Source organism: Thermus caldifontis, assembly GCF_003336745.1.
GTDB classification, from domain to species: Bacteria; Deinococcota; Deinococci; order Deinococcales; family Thermaceae; genus Thermus; species Thermus caldifontis.
In genome coordinates this window covers 34,376-47,451 of sequence record NZ_QGMX01000018.1, presented here as the reverse complement: position 1 = coordinate 47,451, position 13,076 = coordinate 34,376, and the positions used below count along the sequence as shown (strand labels likewise).

Genomic DNA, 13,076 nt, shown 5'->3' with positions numbered 1-13,076 from the left:
TGTCTTAGGCACGCCGCCAGCGTTCACCCTGAGCCAGGATCAAACTCTCCAATAAAAAACGCCAAAAGGCGTTATTGGCTTGGTGTTGGCCTCTGCTCTCCCCTTTTCAAGATCCCCCTGCTTGGGCTTTCGCCCGCGCAGCAAAAGCTATGCTATCAAGCCCCCTCCTTCTTGTCAACACCCCCCAGGCGGCGGATCTCCTCGATGAAGCGCTCCACGGTATCAAACTCCCGGTATACGGAGGCGAAGCGGATGTAGGCCACGTGGTCCAGATCCCTTAGGAAGGCCATGGCCTTGAGGCCGATCTCCTCCGAGGTGATCTCCGGACCCGTCACCTGGTCCTCAAAGGCGTAGGCAAAGCGGCGGAGCGCCTCGGGATCCACGGGGCGCTTTTCGCAGGCCAGGAGGAGCCCCCTCAGGAGCTTATCTGGGTTAAAAGGCTCCTTGCGCCCATCCCGCTTGATGACCATCAGGGGCTCCAGCTGGGTGCGCTCGTAGGTGGTGAAGCGGCGGCCGCAGGCCGGGCATTCCCGCCGGCGGCGGATGGCCGCCCCCTCATCGGAGGGCCGGGAGTCCACCACCCGGGTGTCGGGATGGCCGCAGTAAGGGCACTTCATGGCACTTCCCTAAGAAGCTCGTAGATCTCGGGGGATGGGGGAGGCTCGGGAAGCTCCACCTCCAGCACCACCCCGCGAACCCCCTCGGAGACCATGGAGCCCAGGCCCAAGGCCGCCCGGACCAAGGCCTGGTCGTAGACTTCGGAAACCGGGTCCCTGGAGGGCACCACCCCGTTGACCCGCACCCCGGGGAAGGTCCGGGTAACCCCCTCGATGAGCCCTTCCACCGCCCGGCGCACGGAAAGGGTATGGGGCTCGAGGCGCACCGCCGGCGGCAGCACCAGGGTGACAAACCCGCCCCCGGCCAGGTGGCGCAACCCCTGCTGGAGCACGTACAGGCTGGACTTCACATCCTGGCTCATGAGGTCGTACCACTCCCCCTCCAGAAGCTCCACGAAGGGGGTCTTGCTCTCGGCGGTGGTCACGTGGACGATGCCATCCAGTAGGCCAAAGAGTTCCTCCACCTTTTCAAAGGTGCTGGTCACGTCCAACACCACGCTCATATCCCCCCGGATGGGGATGGCCGTGGCCCCCAGGGCCTCCACCTCCGAGGCCACGCCGGTGGCCATCTCCACGTCGGGGTCCACGGCGATAACCGTGGCCCCATTGCGCCCGTAGCCGTGGGCAATGGCCCGGCCGAAGCCCTTGCCGGCCCCGGTCACCATAACGATCCGCCCCTCGAGGCCCAAGATATCCCGTGACATCAGGCCCATTGTACGGGAAAATGGGAGCATGGCCCGCATCCGTGTCCAAGAAGGGGACATCACCGAGTTCCGGGGGGATGCCATCGTCAACGCCGCCAACAACTACCTGAAGCTGGGCGCTGGGGTGGCGGGGGCCATCCTAAGGAAAGGGGGCCCCTCCATCCAGGAGGAGTGCGACCGGATCGGGAAGATCCAGGTGGGGGAAGCGGCGGTGACGGGAGCGGGGAACCTGGGGGTGCGCTACGTGATCCATGCCGCCGTCTTAGGCGACGAGCCCGCCAGCCTGGAAACCGTGCGTCAGGCCACCCGAAGCGCCCTGGAAAAGGCGGTGGAGCTGGGGCTAAGGACCGTGGCCTTCCCCCTTTTGGGCACCGGGGTGGGAGGGCTTCCCGTGGACAGGGTGGCCCAGGTGATGCTGGAGGAGATCAAGAAGGCTCCGGATACCCTCGAGGTCACCCTCTACGGCTACCGCAAGGAGGACGCCGAGGCCATCCGCAAGGCCCTGTGACGCCACCCCACCTTGCCTGGCCCAAAACCCTCGTGCAAGCCCCTCAGGGGGAGCCTTGCTCCTGGGGTGGAGGGGGGGCCTCTTCCTGTCCAGCCGGAGGGGCGCCCCCAGGGGGCACCGGGGCGGTAACCTTGGGGAAGTAGCCCTGGCCCAGGGCCTGGAGGTCGGCGGCTTCCACCTTACCGTCCCCGTTCAGGTCCCCTTTGAGCTCCTTCCCCTCCTTGCCCCAGTTCTGGGCCAGGGTTAGGAGTTCAGCAAAGGGCTTACCCCGCTTCAAGGTCTCCCCCAGGGGTTTTCCCTCCTTGTCGTAGAAGACCACCCGGGGGGCCAGCCTCGGGGTAAGGGGTTTCTGCGGGGTGAGGAGGAGGCGGAAGGCCTCCTGGTCCTTCACCGGTCGGGAAAAGGCCATGTCCAGGCGCAAAAGCCCCGTTTCGGGGTCATGGTCCACCAGGTAGACAGGGCTTGAGGTCTTCAAGCTGGCAAGGTCCGGCACCAGGTCCCTCAAGGGCAGTTCCAGCTGGAACCCCAGGGCCTCCCGCACCTCCACCCGCCCCAGGAGCAAAAAGGGACCCTCCACCTGGGCGGGCGGGGCCACCAGGGTGAGCCGGGGCGGGGGCGGATCGGAGACGGTGAGGGTAAGCCGCTGCACCCGGCTATTCTTGGCCCCGTCCTCCACGGTGAGGGTAAGGGAAAACTGGCCCTTCTCCTTGGGGGTTCCCGTGATCCGCCCCCCCTGGAAGGTGAGGCCCTGGGGGAGTTGGCCCTCGAGGCTAAAGGTATAGGGCCGCACCCCCCCTTCCGCGCTGAAGGTGGCCGTATAGGCCTCCCCTAGGTAGGCGGGGGGCAGGGTGGTGCTGGTGAGGCGCAAAGGTTCCATCCCCACCCCCGTGGGGTCTTGGGTGCCGCAGGCGGCCAGGAGGAGGAAGAGGGGCCAGAGCTTTCGCATAGGTCCAGTCTAGCGGGTATAGTTGAAGGCATGATTAAGCCGGACTGGTGGATCCGGGAGATGGCCAGAAAAGGCATGATCGAACCCTTTGAGGAAAGGCTGGTGCGGGAAGGAGTTATCAGCTATGGGCTTTCCAGCTTCGGTTACGACCTCCGCGCCGCCCCGGAATGGAAGATCTTCACCAACGTCTTTTCCACGGTGGTGGACCCCAAGGGCTTTGACCCCAAAAGCTTCGTGGAGTACGAGGGGGAAGAGGTCATCATCCCCCCCAACTCCTTCGCCCTTACCCGGAGCGTGGAGTACATCCGCATGCCGGAGAATGTGATCGCCATCGCCCTGGGCAAAAGCACCTATGCCCGGTGCGGCATCGTGGCCAACGTGACGCCCCTGGAACCCGGCTGGGAGGGGCACGTCACCCTGGAGATCTCCAACACCACCCCCCTGCCGGCCAAGGTGTACGCCAACGAGGGCATTGTCCAGATCCTTTTCCTAGAGGGCCCAAGGCCCGAGACCACCTACAAGGACCGCCAGGGCAAGTACCAGGGCCAAAGGGGCATCACCCTGCCCCGGGTGTAGGCTATGAGGGTGCGCCTTCTCCTCGGCTTTCTCCTCCTCCTGGGCGCCTGCAAGGGTGAGAGCATGCGACCCATTCCCTACCTTTCGGAAACGCCGGTCCGCTCCTTCACGGCACCCCAAAAGGTGCTAGAAGACGGCAAGGACTACTATGCCCGCATCAGGACCACCCAAGGGGATATCCTCCTGGACCTCCTGGAAAAGGAGGCCCCCAACACGGTGAACTCCTTCGTCTTCCTGGCCCTCCACCGCTTCTTTGAGGGGGTGGTGTGGCACCGGGTGATCCCCGGCTTCGTGGCCCAGACGGGGGACCCCACGGGCACGGGCCGGGGCGGGCCCGGGTACAGCTTCGGCCTGGAGATCGCCCCGGGTTTGGCCTTTGACCGGGAGGGCATGGTGGGCATGGCCCGCACCCAGGACCCCAACTCCAACGGTAGCCAGTTTTTTATCACCCTGGCCCCCACCCCCCACCTCACCGGGCAGTACACCCTCTTCGCAAAGGTGGTGGAGGGGATGGAGGTGGTAAGGCGCCTCGCCCCCACGGAGGGCCCCGGGGCCCGGGGGGAGCGGGACAAGATCCTCAGGGTGGAGATCCTGGTCAAGGAATGATCCCCGAAGGCACCCGCTTTCTCCTCCCCCCGGAGGCCCGGCTCAAGGCCGAGCTTATTGGCCGGCTTCGGGACCTGTTCCTCCGCCACGGGTATGAGCCCGTGGAGCTTCCGGCCCTGGAGGTCTATGACCCCGCCCACCCCCTGGCGGAACGGGCCTTCAAGCTGGTGGACAAAACGGGGGAGGTCCTGGCCCTAAGAAGCGAGTTCACCACCCTTTTGGCCAAGCTCTTAAGGCCCCACCTGGGGGAAGGGGTAACCCGCTTCCAGTACGCGGGGCCCCTTTGGCTTAGGGAAGGGGATGCGGAGCTTGGGCGCTACCGGGAGTACACCCAGGTGGGGCTGGAACTCATCGGGGCCACGGGGCCCTTGGCAGATGCGGAGATCCTCTCCTTGGCCTTCGCCGGCCTCGAGGCCTTGGGCCTGGAAGGGGAGGTGGAGGTGGGCCTTCCCAGCCTGGTGGGGGAGGTGCTCAAGGCCTCGGGCCTGCCGGAAGAGGCCCGGAAGGAGGCGCAAAAGGCCATTCACCGCAAGAACCTCCCCGAGCTCAGCGAGCTCCTCTCCCGCCACCCCGTATCCCCCGAGGCCAGGCGTACCCTCCTGGCCCTCCCCGACCTCTACGGGGAGGTGGAGGTGCTCGCCGAGGCCAAGCGCCTGCCCCTCCCCGAGCGGGCCAGGAAGGCCCTGGAGGATCTGGAAAGGACCCTGGAGCTTTTGGAAAGGCCCGTGCTCCTGGACCTGGGCATGGCCCGGCGCTACGAGTACTACTCGGGGATTTTCTTCCGCGCCTACGCCCCAGGGTTCGGCCTGCCCCTTCTGGGGGGCGGCCGGTACGACGGGGCCCTCCTCCCGGTGGCGGCGGGCTTCGCCCTAGGGGTGGAGCGGGCCCTGGAGGCCCTGAAGCCCCCCCAGGCGGAGGAATCTCCCGAGGTCTTAGCCCTGGACCTTAAGGCCCTCCGCCGCTTTGCCCGGGAGATGCGGGTGGAGCTCTTCCACGGGGAGGACCCCGTGGCCTACGCCAAGGCCCGGGGCATCCGCTACCTGGCCCAGGGGGAGCGCATCTTTAAGGTGGAGGAGGCATGAAGCGCTTTGCCCTCACCCTCGCCCTGCCCAAGGGAAGGATGTTCCGGGAAGCCTACGAGGCCTTAAGGGAAGCGGGGCTGGAACTTCCCGCCATAGAGAACGAACGAGCCCTCCTCCACGGCAAGGAAGGGGGAATCGCCCTCCTGGAGCTTCGCAACAAGGATGTGCCCGTCTATGTGGACCTGGGGATCGCCGAGGTGGGGGTGGTGGGCAAGGATATCCTTTTGGACTCGGGCCGGGACCTCTATGAGCCCGTGGACCTGGGCTTCGGCGCCTGCCGGCTTTCCCTCATAAGGCGCCCTGGCGACACCTCCCCCATCCGCCGCATTGCCACCAAGTACCCCCTTTTCACCACCAGGCTTCTGAAGGAACGGGGCTGGGTGGCGGACGTGGTGGAGTTATCCGGCAACATTGAGCTGGCGGCGGTTACGGGCCTGGCGGATGCGGTGGTGGACGTGGTCCAGACCGGGGCCACCCTCAAGGCGGCGGGCCTCGTGGAGGTGGAGGTCCTGGCCCACTCCACCGCCCGCCTCATCGTGAACCGGCAGGCCCTGAAGCTGAAGCGCTCGCTTTTAAAGCCCCTGATCGCTAAGCTGAGAAACCGTGACCGAGGCCCGTAGACGCCGCATAGAGGAGGTCCTAAGGAGGCGCCAGCCCGACCTTACCGTTTTGCTGGAGAACGTGCACAAGCCCCACAACCTCTCGGCCATACTCCGCAGTTGCGACGCCGTGGGGGTCCTCGAGGCCCATGCGGTGAACCCCACCGGTGGGGTGCCCACCTTCAACGAGACCAGCGGGGGAAGCCACAAGTGGGTCTACCTGCGGGTGCACCCCAGCATCCAAGAGGCCATCTCCTTCCTGAAGGAGAGGGGCTTTAGGGTCTACGCCACCGCCCTAAGGGAGGATGCCCAAGACTTCCGGGAAGTGGACTACACCAAGCCCACCGCCATTCTCCTGGGGGCGGAGAAATGGGGGGTTTCCCAGGAGGCTTTGGCCCTTTCCCATGGGGCCATAAAGATCCCCATGCTGGGCATGGTGCAGAGCCTCAACGTGAGCGTGGCGGCGGCGGTGATCCTCTTTGAGGCCCAAAGGCAAAGGCTGGAAGCGGGGCTTTACGGAAACCCCCGCCTGGACCCTGCGCTATACCAGAAGGTCCTCGAGGACTGGCTCAGGAAGTGACGTAGGTGAGCCAGCCCTCGTACTCGGGCCTCAGGCCCCGCACCGCCTCCAGGTAGACCTCCCGGATCCTAAGGGTGATGGGCCCGGCACTCCCCGAACCGATGGGCCGCCAGTCGATCAGGGAAACCGGGGTCACCTCGGCGGCGGTGCCGGTGATGAAGACCTCGTCCGCCATGTAGAGCTGGTCCCGGGTGGCCCGCACCACCTGGACCTCGTACCCCAGGTCCCTGGCGATGCGGATCACGGAGTCGCGGGTGATCCCCTCCAGGTTCACCGAGTGCTCGAGGGCGTAGATCACCCCATCCCGCACGAAAAACACGTTCTCCCCGCTGCCCTCGGCCACATACCCTTCCTCGTCCAGCAAAAGCGCCTCGTCCGCCCCCGCCGCCACCGCCTCCATCTTGGCCAAGGCCGAGTTCACGTAGTTCCCCCCCACCTTGGCCTTTCCCGGCATCACGTTGGCGGGGAAGCGGGCCCAGGAGCTGGTGATGAGCTTGGCCCCCTTACGCACCGCCTCCTCCCCCAGATAAGCCCCCCACTCCCAGGCGGCCACCATCACCTCCGCGGGGTTGTTGGGCAGGGGGTTCACCCCCAAGGCCTTGGCCCCCATCCAGGCCAGGGGGCGGATGTAGCAGCTTTTGTAGCCGTTTTTCCGCACCACCTCTTTGATGGCTTCCTCTATCTCCTCCGGAGTGAAGGGAATCTCCATGCGCAACACCTTGGCGGAGTTGAAAAGGCGCCGCACGTGTTCCTTAAGGCGGAAGATGGCCGGGCCCCTAGGGGTCTCGTAGGCCCGTATCCCCTCAAAGACGCTGGTCCCATAGTGAAGGGCGTGGCTCAGGACGCTGGTCTTGGCCTCCTCCTGGGGCACCAAGGCCCCGTTCATCCAGATGAGACCGGCTTTGATATGCACATCCCCACCTTTGGCCTCGGGCTTGATCATGGCGAACCTCCGCCCTCATCATAACGCTTTTTCGCTCCTAGCCCTTTAACCGTAGCTCGTGGAAAACCCCTTTGGCCTCCTCCTCCAAGGCCCGGGCCACGGGTGCCTTAAGGCTACCCACCCGCACCAAAAGATAGATGGTCCGCCCTGCCCCTGGGGAGCTTAGGGGCCGGAGATGGAGGCGCTTAGTCCGAGGCAGGGTCCACAGGGCCACCTCGGGCAGAAGGGTAAGCCCCCCCACCTCCTCCACCAGCAAGATCAAGGTTTCCAGATCCCCGCTTTGAAACTCCACCTTGCGCCTCTCCCGGCTGGGGCGGCAGACGGAAAGGACCTGGTCCCGGAAACAGTGGCCCTCCGAAAGAATCCAGGTGTCCTCGAGGGGGATCTCCAGGGGATGGAGGCTCTCCCTGGCGTAGAGGGGGTGGCCAGGGGACACATAGGCCAGAAACCCTTCGGTGAAAAGGGGAAGGCTTTGCACGCCGGGTACCCGCTCCTCCGTACCCACCAGCCCAGCGTCCAAGCGACCCTCTTGAAGCCCTTGGAGGATACCTGGGGTCAGCTCCTCCTGCACCGAAACCTCCAAGGCCGGGTACCTTTGGGAAATCCGGGGTAGAAGCTTGGGAAGCAGATAGGGGGCCAAGGTGGGGATGACCCCTATTCGGAAAGGACCTTGAAATACCCCTTCCTCTCCCCGGGCCAGGGCCTTGATCCTGGCCACCTCCTCCAGCACCCGGCGGGCCTGGGCTGCCACCTTTTCCCCCATTTCCGTGGGCCTCCCCTGCCTGCGGTCAAAGAGGCTTACCCCCAACTCCTCCTCCAGCTTGCGGATCTGCACGCTGAGGGCGGGCTGGGTCAGGTAGACCCGCTCCGCTGCCCGGGTGAAACTTTTCTCCTCCATTAAAGCCACCAGGTAGCGCAACCGATCCAGGGTCATAACTTTAGTTTATTTTAGATGCGAGGTAAATCTATTGGACTTATCCCAAGGGGCTACCTAAGGTGGGAGATGCCTGGCCTTGCCGGGCAGGAGGTGTAGGATGTTTCTGAGAATAGACCGCCTGCAGATAGAACTGCCCATGCCCAAGGAACAGGACCCTAACGCTGCCGCCGCAGTCCAGGCCCTTTTGGGGGGGCGCTTCGGGGAGATGTCCACCCTGATGAACTATATGTACCAGTCCTTCAACTTCCGGGGGAAGAAGGCCCTTAAGCCCTACTACGACCTCATCGCCAACATCGCCACGGAGGAGCTGGGCCACATAGAGCTGGTGGCCGCCACCATCAACAGCCTTCTGGCCAAAAACCCGGGGCAGGACCTCGAGGAAGGCGTGGACCCCGTGGCCGCCCCCCTGGGCTTTGCCAAGGACGCCCGCAACGCCGCCCACTTCATCGCCGGCGGGGCCAATAGCCTGGTGATGGGGGCCATGGGGGAGCACTGGCACGGGGAGTACGTCTTCACCAGCGGCAACCTTATCCTAGATCTTCTCCATAACTTTTTCCTGGAGGTGGCCGCCCGTACCCACAAGCTCCGGGTCTACGAGATGACGGATAACCCCGTGGCCCGGGAGATGATCGGCTACCTCCTGGTGCGGGGCGGGGTGCACGCCGCCGCCTACGGCAAGGCCCTGGAGAGCCTCACCGGGGTGGAGATGACCAAGATGCTCCCCATCCCCCGCATCGACAACAGCAAGATCCCCGAGGCCAAGAAGTACATGGACCTGGGCTTCCACAAGAACCTCTACCGCTTTAGCCCCTCCGACTACCAGGACCTGGGGCTCATCTGGACCGGCCCCTCCCCGGAGGACGGCAGCCAAGTGAGGGTGGTAGACGGCCCCCCCGAAGGCGGCCCGGTCTTTGACCCCGGCCACGACGCCGCCGAGTTCGCCCCCGAGTTCCACCCGGGCGAGCTCTACGAAATCGCCAGGAAGCTTTACGAGAAAGCCAAGTAGGTGGCCTCTTCCCGGCCGGGCCCCTTGGCCCGGCCGGAGCTAAAGCGCCCCATACCTCCCCCCCGGCAGGGCCTGGGCCAGGCCCTTCAGCTCCAGGAGGGTGAGGAGGGAGAGCACCCGCTCTGGGGGCAACCCCAAGGCTTGGGCCAGGTCCTCGGGCAAGGCCTCCCCCTGCCGCAGAAGGGCGTAAAGCCCTTCCTCCTCCGGGGAAAGCTCCAGCGCCTTCCTGGGCTTTCCGGAAAGCCCCAGGTAGGAGAGGGCGTCCTCCGCGGAAAGCACCGGATAGGCCCCGTCCTGGATGAGGCGGTTGGCCCCCAGGGAGTTTTCGTCCGTGGGCCGGCCCGGCACCGCCAAGACCTCCTTGCCCAGCTCCAGGGCATAGCGGGCGGTGATGAGGGCCCCGGACTCCAATGGGGCCTCCACCACGATCACCGCCCGGGCAAGCCCGGCGATGATGCGGTTTCTTCGGGGAAAAAACTCCGGCTTGGGACCGGTGCCTAAGGGAAACTCGGAAACCAGGTCCATCCTATGGGCCAACTCCCGGTGCTCAGGGGGATAGATGCGGTCCAAGGCACTCCCCAAAACCCCCAGGGTCCGCCCTCCCCCCTCCAAGGCCCCCAGGTGCGCCTCCCGGTCAATGCCCCGGGCCAGACCGGAAAGCACCCAAACCCCCGCCTCGGCCAGTTCCCGGGCCAGCCTTCGGGTAAAGGAAAGCGCCCAGGAGGAGGCCTTGCGGGTACCCACGATGGCCACCGCCTTCCCTTCCTGCGGGAGTTCCCCTTTTAGGTAAAGGTGGGTGGGAGGCTGGGGAAGCCTTCTAAGCCCCTCGGGGAATTCCTCCTCCCACAGGCCCAGGATGCGCACCCCTAAGGCCGCTGCCCGCTCCCTTTCCCTCCCGGCCTGCTTTTCCGCCTGGGGAAGCCCTATCGCCGCCTGGGGAAAGCGCTCTTCCAAGGAAAGAACCGGGTTTTCCTCTGCCAAAAGCTCCAGAAGCCGCTTGGGCCCGATGCCGGGAAGCAGGGCCAGGGCTAAGGGATCCACGGCTTAGGAGTATACTGAAAAACCTGGGCCACGGGCAGAGCCCGTATTCCGCCCTGGGTTGCGGGCTAGGCCCGTAGCTGGAAGGTCCGGCCCTAGGCCTCGAGGCCAATCCCCGGGGGCCGGGATGACCTAAGGACCATGGAAGAAAAAACCTACTCCGGATTTGTGGCCATTGTGGGCAAGCCCAACGTGGGCAAGTCCACCCTCCTCAACAACCTCCTGGGGGTGAAGGTAGCCCCCATCAGCCCCAAGCCCCAGACCACCCGCAAGCGCCTAAGGGGCATCCTCACCGAGGGCAACCGCCAGATCGTCTTCGTGGACACCCCAGGCCTCCACCAGCCCATGGACGCCCTGGGGGAGTTCATGGACCAAGAGGTGTATGAGGCCCTGGCCGACGTGAACGCCGTGGTCTGGGTGGTGGACCTCCGCCACCCCCCCACCCCAGAGGACGAACTGGTGGCCAAGGCCCTAAGGCCCCTGGTGGGCAAGGTGCCCATCCTGCTGGTGGGCAACAAGCTGGACGCCGCCAGGTACCCCGAGGAAGCCCTGAAGGCCTACCATGCCCTCCTTCCCGAGGCGGAAACCCGGGCGCTCTCCGCCTTGGACGAGCGCCAGGTGGCCGAGCTAAGGGCGGAACTCCTGGCCCTACTCCCCGAAGGCCCCTTCTTCTACCCTGAAGACTTCGCCAAGAGCGACCAGGACTTCGGGGAGTGGGTGGCGGAGATCGTTCGGGAGGAGGCCATGAAGCGCCTTTGGCACGAGGTTCCCTATGCGGTGGCGGTGAAGACCGAGGAGGTGGCGGAAAGGGAAAACGGCGTCCTCTACATCAAGGCCATCCTTTACGTGGAACGACCCTCCCAGAAGGCCATCGTCATCGGGGAAGGCGGTAGGAAGATCAAGGAGATCGGCCAGGGGGCCAGGAAGCAGCTGGAGGTCTTCTTGAACCGGCATGTGTACCTGGACCTCGAGGTCAAGGTCTACCCCGACTGGCGCAAGGACCCCGAGGCCCTAAGGGAGTTGGGCTACCGATCCACCCTCGGGTGAGGCCGGCATTCCCCCTTTAGCCTTTTCCGGTTACCATAACCCTATGCCCTGGCTCCTGCCCAAAGGTATCGCCCCCCTTCACGAAAAGGCCCTGGAGCGTTTCCTTGGGGGTCTGGTGGAAAGGCTTTCCGACCCCAGCGTGGACCGGAACGCCCTGGTGCGGGAGGAGCTTGCCCGCCTCCTCTATGGCCGGTCCTATGCGGAACTCTTGGAGCTAAGCCCCCTGGCGGCCATGGGGCTAGACCCCGAGGGCATCACCTTTGAGGCCGAGTACTACGCCGCCACCGACCAGGATAAGTTCCAAAAGGTGAAGCCCCTCCTCTGGTTCTGGAAGGTTTTGGACCTCACCCCCATCGGCCAGTCCGTGCATTCCGGGGTGGCCATCCGCCGGGCCTTGGCCCCCTTCATCTTCAAACGGGTGGGGAAAAACCCCAAGTTCTTCCAGAACGTGGAGTTTTCCGTGGGATACAACCTGGAGCTGGGCGATGACGTGGTGGTCCACCGCTACGTACTCCTGGACGATATTGGGGGCATAAAAATCGGGGACCGCACCTCCCTTTCCGACTACGTGAACGTCTACAGCCACACCCACCACGTCCTGGCCTCCCCCGACGTCACCCTCAAGGAAACCATTATCGGCAGCGGGGTGCGCATCACCTACCACGCCACCGTCCTGGCCGGGGTGCGCATCGGGGATGACGCCATGGTGGGCACCGGGGCCATCGTCACCAAGGATGTGCCCCCCCACGCCATCGCCTTGGGGATCCCCGCCCGGCCCGTGCGCTACAAGGTCCGCCACGACTGCCCCTACTGCCGCAAGGGGGAGCCCCATCCCTCGGACCTCATCCCCAAGGCCCCCGACCGCAAGGGCAACCCCGACTACCCCGATTTCCTGCCCCCCGGCTTCGGCACCCGGGAGGCCTAGGCATGTGGACCAAGGAGGAGCTGGACCGGTACCACCGCCAGATGATCCTGCCCCAGGTGGGGCCTGAGGGCCAGGAGAGGCTGAAGGACTCCTCCGTGGTGGTGGTGGGGGCAGGAGGGCTTGGGGTTCCCGTCCTCCAGTACCTCACCGCCGCCGGCGTGGGCCGGATTGGCATCGTGGAGATGGACCGGGTGGAGCTTTCCAACCTCCACCGCCAGGTGCTCTACACCACGGAGGACGTGGGCAAGCCCAAGGCCCTGGTCGCCAAGGAGCGCCTGCTTGCCCTAAACCCCTTGGTGCACATAGACCCCTACCCCGTGCGCCTCACCTCGGAAAACGCCCTGGAGATCCTTGGGCCTTACCATCTGGTGGTGGACGCCTCCGACAACTTCCCCACCCGCTACCTGGTCAACGACGCTTGCGTTTTTCTAGGAAAACCCTTGGTCTACGGGGCCATCTACCAGTTTGACGGCCAGGTGGCGGTCTTCCACCACCCCACCCCCGAAGGGGAGGTGGGCCCCTGCTACCGCTGCCTCTTCCCCAAGCCTCCCCCTCCGGGAAGCGTTCCCTCCTGTGCGGAGGCGGGGGTTTTTGGGGTTTTGCCGGCGGTGGTGGGAAGCCTCATGGCCGCGGAGGCCCTCAAGGTGCTCCTGGGGATCGGAAAGCCCCTGGCTGGGTCCCTGCTCCTCTACGACGCCCTGGAAGGCCAGTTCCGTAAGCTATCCCTACGCCGCAACCCCGCCTGCCCGGTCTGCGGGGACCACCCCACCCAGCGGGAGCTCATAGACTACGAGGCCTTTTGCGGCCTCTAATACCACCCCACCCTGGCTTGCGCCAGGGTGGGGGCCCCGGAGAAGCCCTTTTGTAGGACCTATCGCGGAAGGGTCTAACGTAGGAGACGGAAAAGAGGGAAAGGGGCAGGGCGAGGTCCTCGAGAGAAAAGCCGGGGGTCTTGCCCCCGG

General features: G+C 65.2%; 16 protein-coding genes. 10 read left to right on the top strand and 6 right to left on the bottom strand.

Annotation, left to right across the window (positions count from 1 at the left end):
• Positions 1-155: 155 nt before the first annotated feature.
• Positions 156-617, bottom strand: coding sequence for a transcriptional regulator NrdR (gene nrdR / locus DK874_RS09900; protein WP_114313860.1), 462 nt, complete (start codon positions 615-617; stop codon positions 156-158).
• Complete coding sequence (locus DK874_RS09895) at positions 614-1,321, bottom strand: SDR family NAD(P)-dependent oxidoreductase (protein WP_114313859.1); 708 nt, start codon at positions 1,319-1,321, stop codon at positions 614-616. Before DK874_RS09895 ends, nrdR begins: the two co-directional genes overlap by 4 nt.
• Positions 1,322-1,349: 28 nt before the next feature.
• On the opposite strand from DK874_RS09895, the gene DK874_RS09890 reads away from it, so the two are divergent.
• Complete coding sequence (locus DK874_RS09890) at positions 1,350-1,829, top strand: macro domain-containing protein (RefSeq protein ID WP_114313858.1); 480 nt, start codon at positions 1,350-1,352, stop codon at positions 1,827-1,829.
• Between the two features lie 43 nt (positions 1,830-1,872).
• On the opposite strand, the gene DK874_RS09885 is transcribed toward DK874_RS09890, so the two are convergent.
• On the bottom strand, positions 1,873-2,775 hold the full coding sequence (locus DK874_RS09885; protein WP_114313857.1) for a putative Ig domain-containing protein: 903 nt from the start codon (positions 2,773-2,775) through the stop codon (positions 1,873-1,875).
• 30 nt (positions 2,776-2,805) lie between these two features.
• On the opposite strand from DK874_RS09885, the gene dcd reads away from it, so the two are divergent.
• Genes dcd through trmH form a run of 5 tightly spaced genes read left to right on the top strand, consistent with a single transcriptional unit; the run spans position 2,806 to position 6,218 of the window.
• Positions 2,806-3,351, top strand: a complete 546-nt coding sequence (gene dcd, locus DK874_RS09880; RefSeq protein ID WP_114313856.1) for a dCTP deaminase — start codon at positions 2,806-2,808, stop codon at positions 3,349-3,351.
• A 3-nt stretch (positions 3,352-3,354) separates the two neighbouring features.
• A complete protein-coding gene (locus DK874_RS09875) occupies positions 3,355-3,957 on the top strand; it encodes a peptidylprolyl isomerase (protein ID WP_114313855.1) in 603 nt (200 codons plus the stop codon).
• Positions 3,954-5,039 (top strand): ATP phosphoribosyltransferase regulatory subunit, encoded by a 1,086-nt coding sequence (locus tag DK874_RS09870; RefSeq protein ID WP_114313854.1) that lies wholly within the window; start codon positions 3,954-3,956, stop codon positions 5,037-5,039. The genes DK874_RS09875 and DK874_RS09870 overlap by 4 nt, the downstream gene beginning before the upstream one ends.
• Entirely contained in the window at positions 5,036-5,659 is a 624-nt protein-coding gene (hisG, locus tag DK874_RS09865) for an ATP phosphoribosyltransferase (protein WP_114313853.1), read from the top strand. The genes DK874_RS09870 and hisG overlap by 4 nt, the downstream gene beginning before the upstream one ends.
• The gene (gene trmH / locus DK874_RS09860) at positions 5,643-6,218 is read left to right on the top strand and encodes a tRNA (guanosine(18)-2'-O)-methyltransferase TrmH (RefSeq protein WP_114313852.1); all 576 of its coding nucleotides are present in this window, start codon (positions 5,643-5,645) and stop codon (positions 6,216-6,218) included. Before hisG ends, trmH begins: the two co-directional genes overlap by 17 nt.
• Here trmH and DK874_RS09855 read toward each other — a convergent pair.
• Together DK874_RS09855 and DK874_RS09850 are read right to left on the bottom strand one after the other, a co-directional pair.
• Positions 6,208-7,161, bottom strand: coding sequence for a branched-chain amino acid transaminase (locus DK874_RS09855; protein WP_114313851.1), 954 nt, complete (start codon positions 7,159-7,161; stop codon positions 6,208-6,210). The two genes, trmH and DK874_RS09855, sit on opposite strands and share 11 nt — an antisense overlap.
• Before the next feature lie 37 nt (positions 7,162-7,198).
• Positions 7,199-8,095, bottom strand: coding sequence for a hydrogen peroxide-inducible genes activator (locus DK874_RS09850; RefSeq protein WP_114313850.1), 897 nt, complete (start codon positions 8,093-8,095; stop codon positions 7,199-7,201).
• A gap of 100 nt (positions 8,096-8,195) precedes the next feature.
• Here DK874_RS09850 and DK874_RS09845 point away from each other — a divergent pair, with 100 nt between their 5' ends.
• Positions 8,196-9,104: a manganese catalase family protein gene (locus DK874_RS09845; protein ID WP_114313849.1), complete on the top strand. Its 909-nt coding sequence runs from the start codon at positions 8,196-8,198 to the stop codon at positions 9,102-9,104.
• A gap of 39 nt (positions 9,105-9,143) precedes the next feature.
• Here the strand turns inward: DK874_RS09845 and dprA are convergent, their stop codons facing one another.
• Positions 9,144-10,145 (bottom strand): DNA-processing protein DprA, encoded by a 1,002-nt coding sequence (dprA, locus tag DK874_RS09840; RefSeq protein ID WP_114313848.1) that lies wholly within the window; start codon positions 10,143-10,145, stop codon positions 9,144-9,146.
• Positions 10,146-10,283: 138 nt separating this feature from the next.
• On the opposite strand from dprA, the gene era reads away from it, so the two are divergent.
• From era to DK874_RS09825, 3 genes are read left to right on the top strand one after another with little or no spacing between them, the layout of a single operon-like run.
• On the top strand, positions 10,284-11,189 hold the full coding sequence (era, locus tag DK874_RS09835) for a GTPase Era (RefSeq protein WP_114313847.1): 906 nt from the start codon (positions 10,284-10,286) through the stop codon (positions 11,187-11,189).
• Positions 11,190-11,232: 43 nt separating this feature from the next.
• On the top strand, positions 11,233-12,114 hold the full coding sequence (locus tag DK874_RS09830; RefSeq protein ID WP_114313846.1) for an acyltransferase: 882 nt from the start codon (positions 11,233-11,235) through the stop codon (positions 12,112-12,114).
• Positions 12,115-12,116: 2 nt separating this feature from the next.
• Positions 12,117-12,926 carry a HesA/MoeB/ThiF family protein gene (locus DK874_RS09825; protein WP_114313845.1) on the top strand — a complete coding sequence of 270 codons (810 nt, stop codon included), beginning with the start codon at positions 12,117-12,119 and terminating at the stop codon, positions 12,924-12,926.
• Positions 12,927-13,076: the final 150 nt, after the last annotated feature.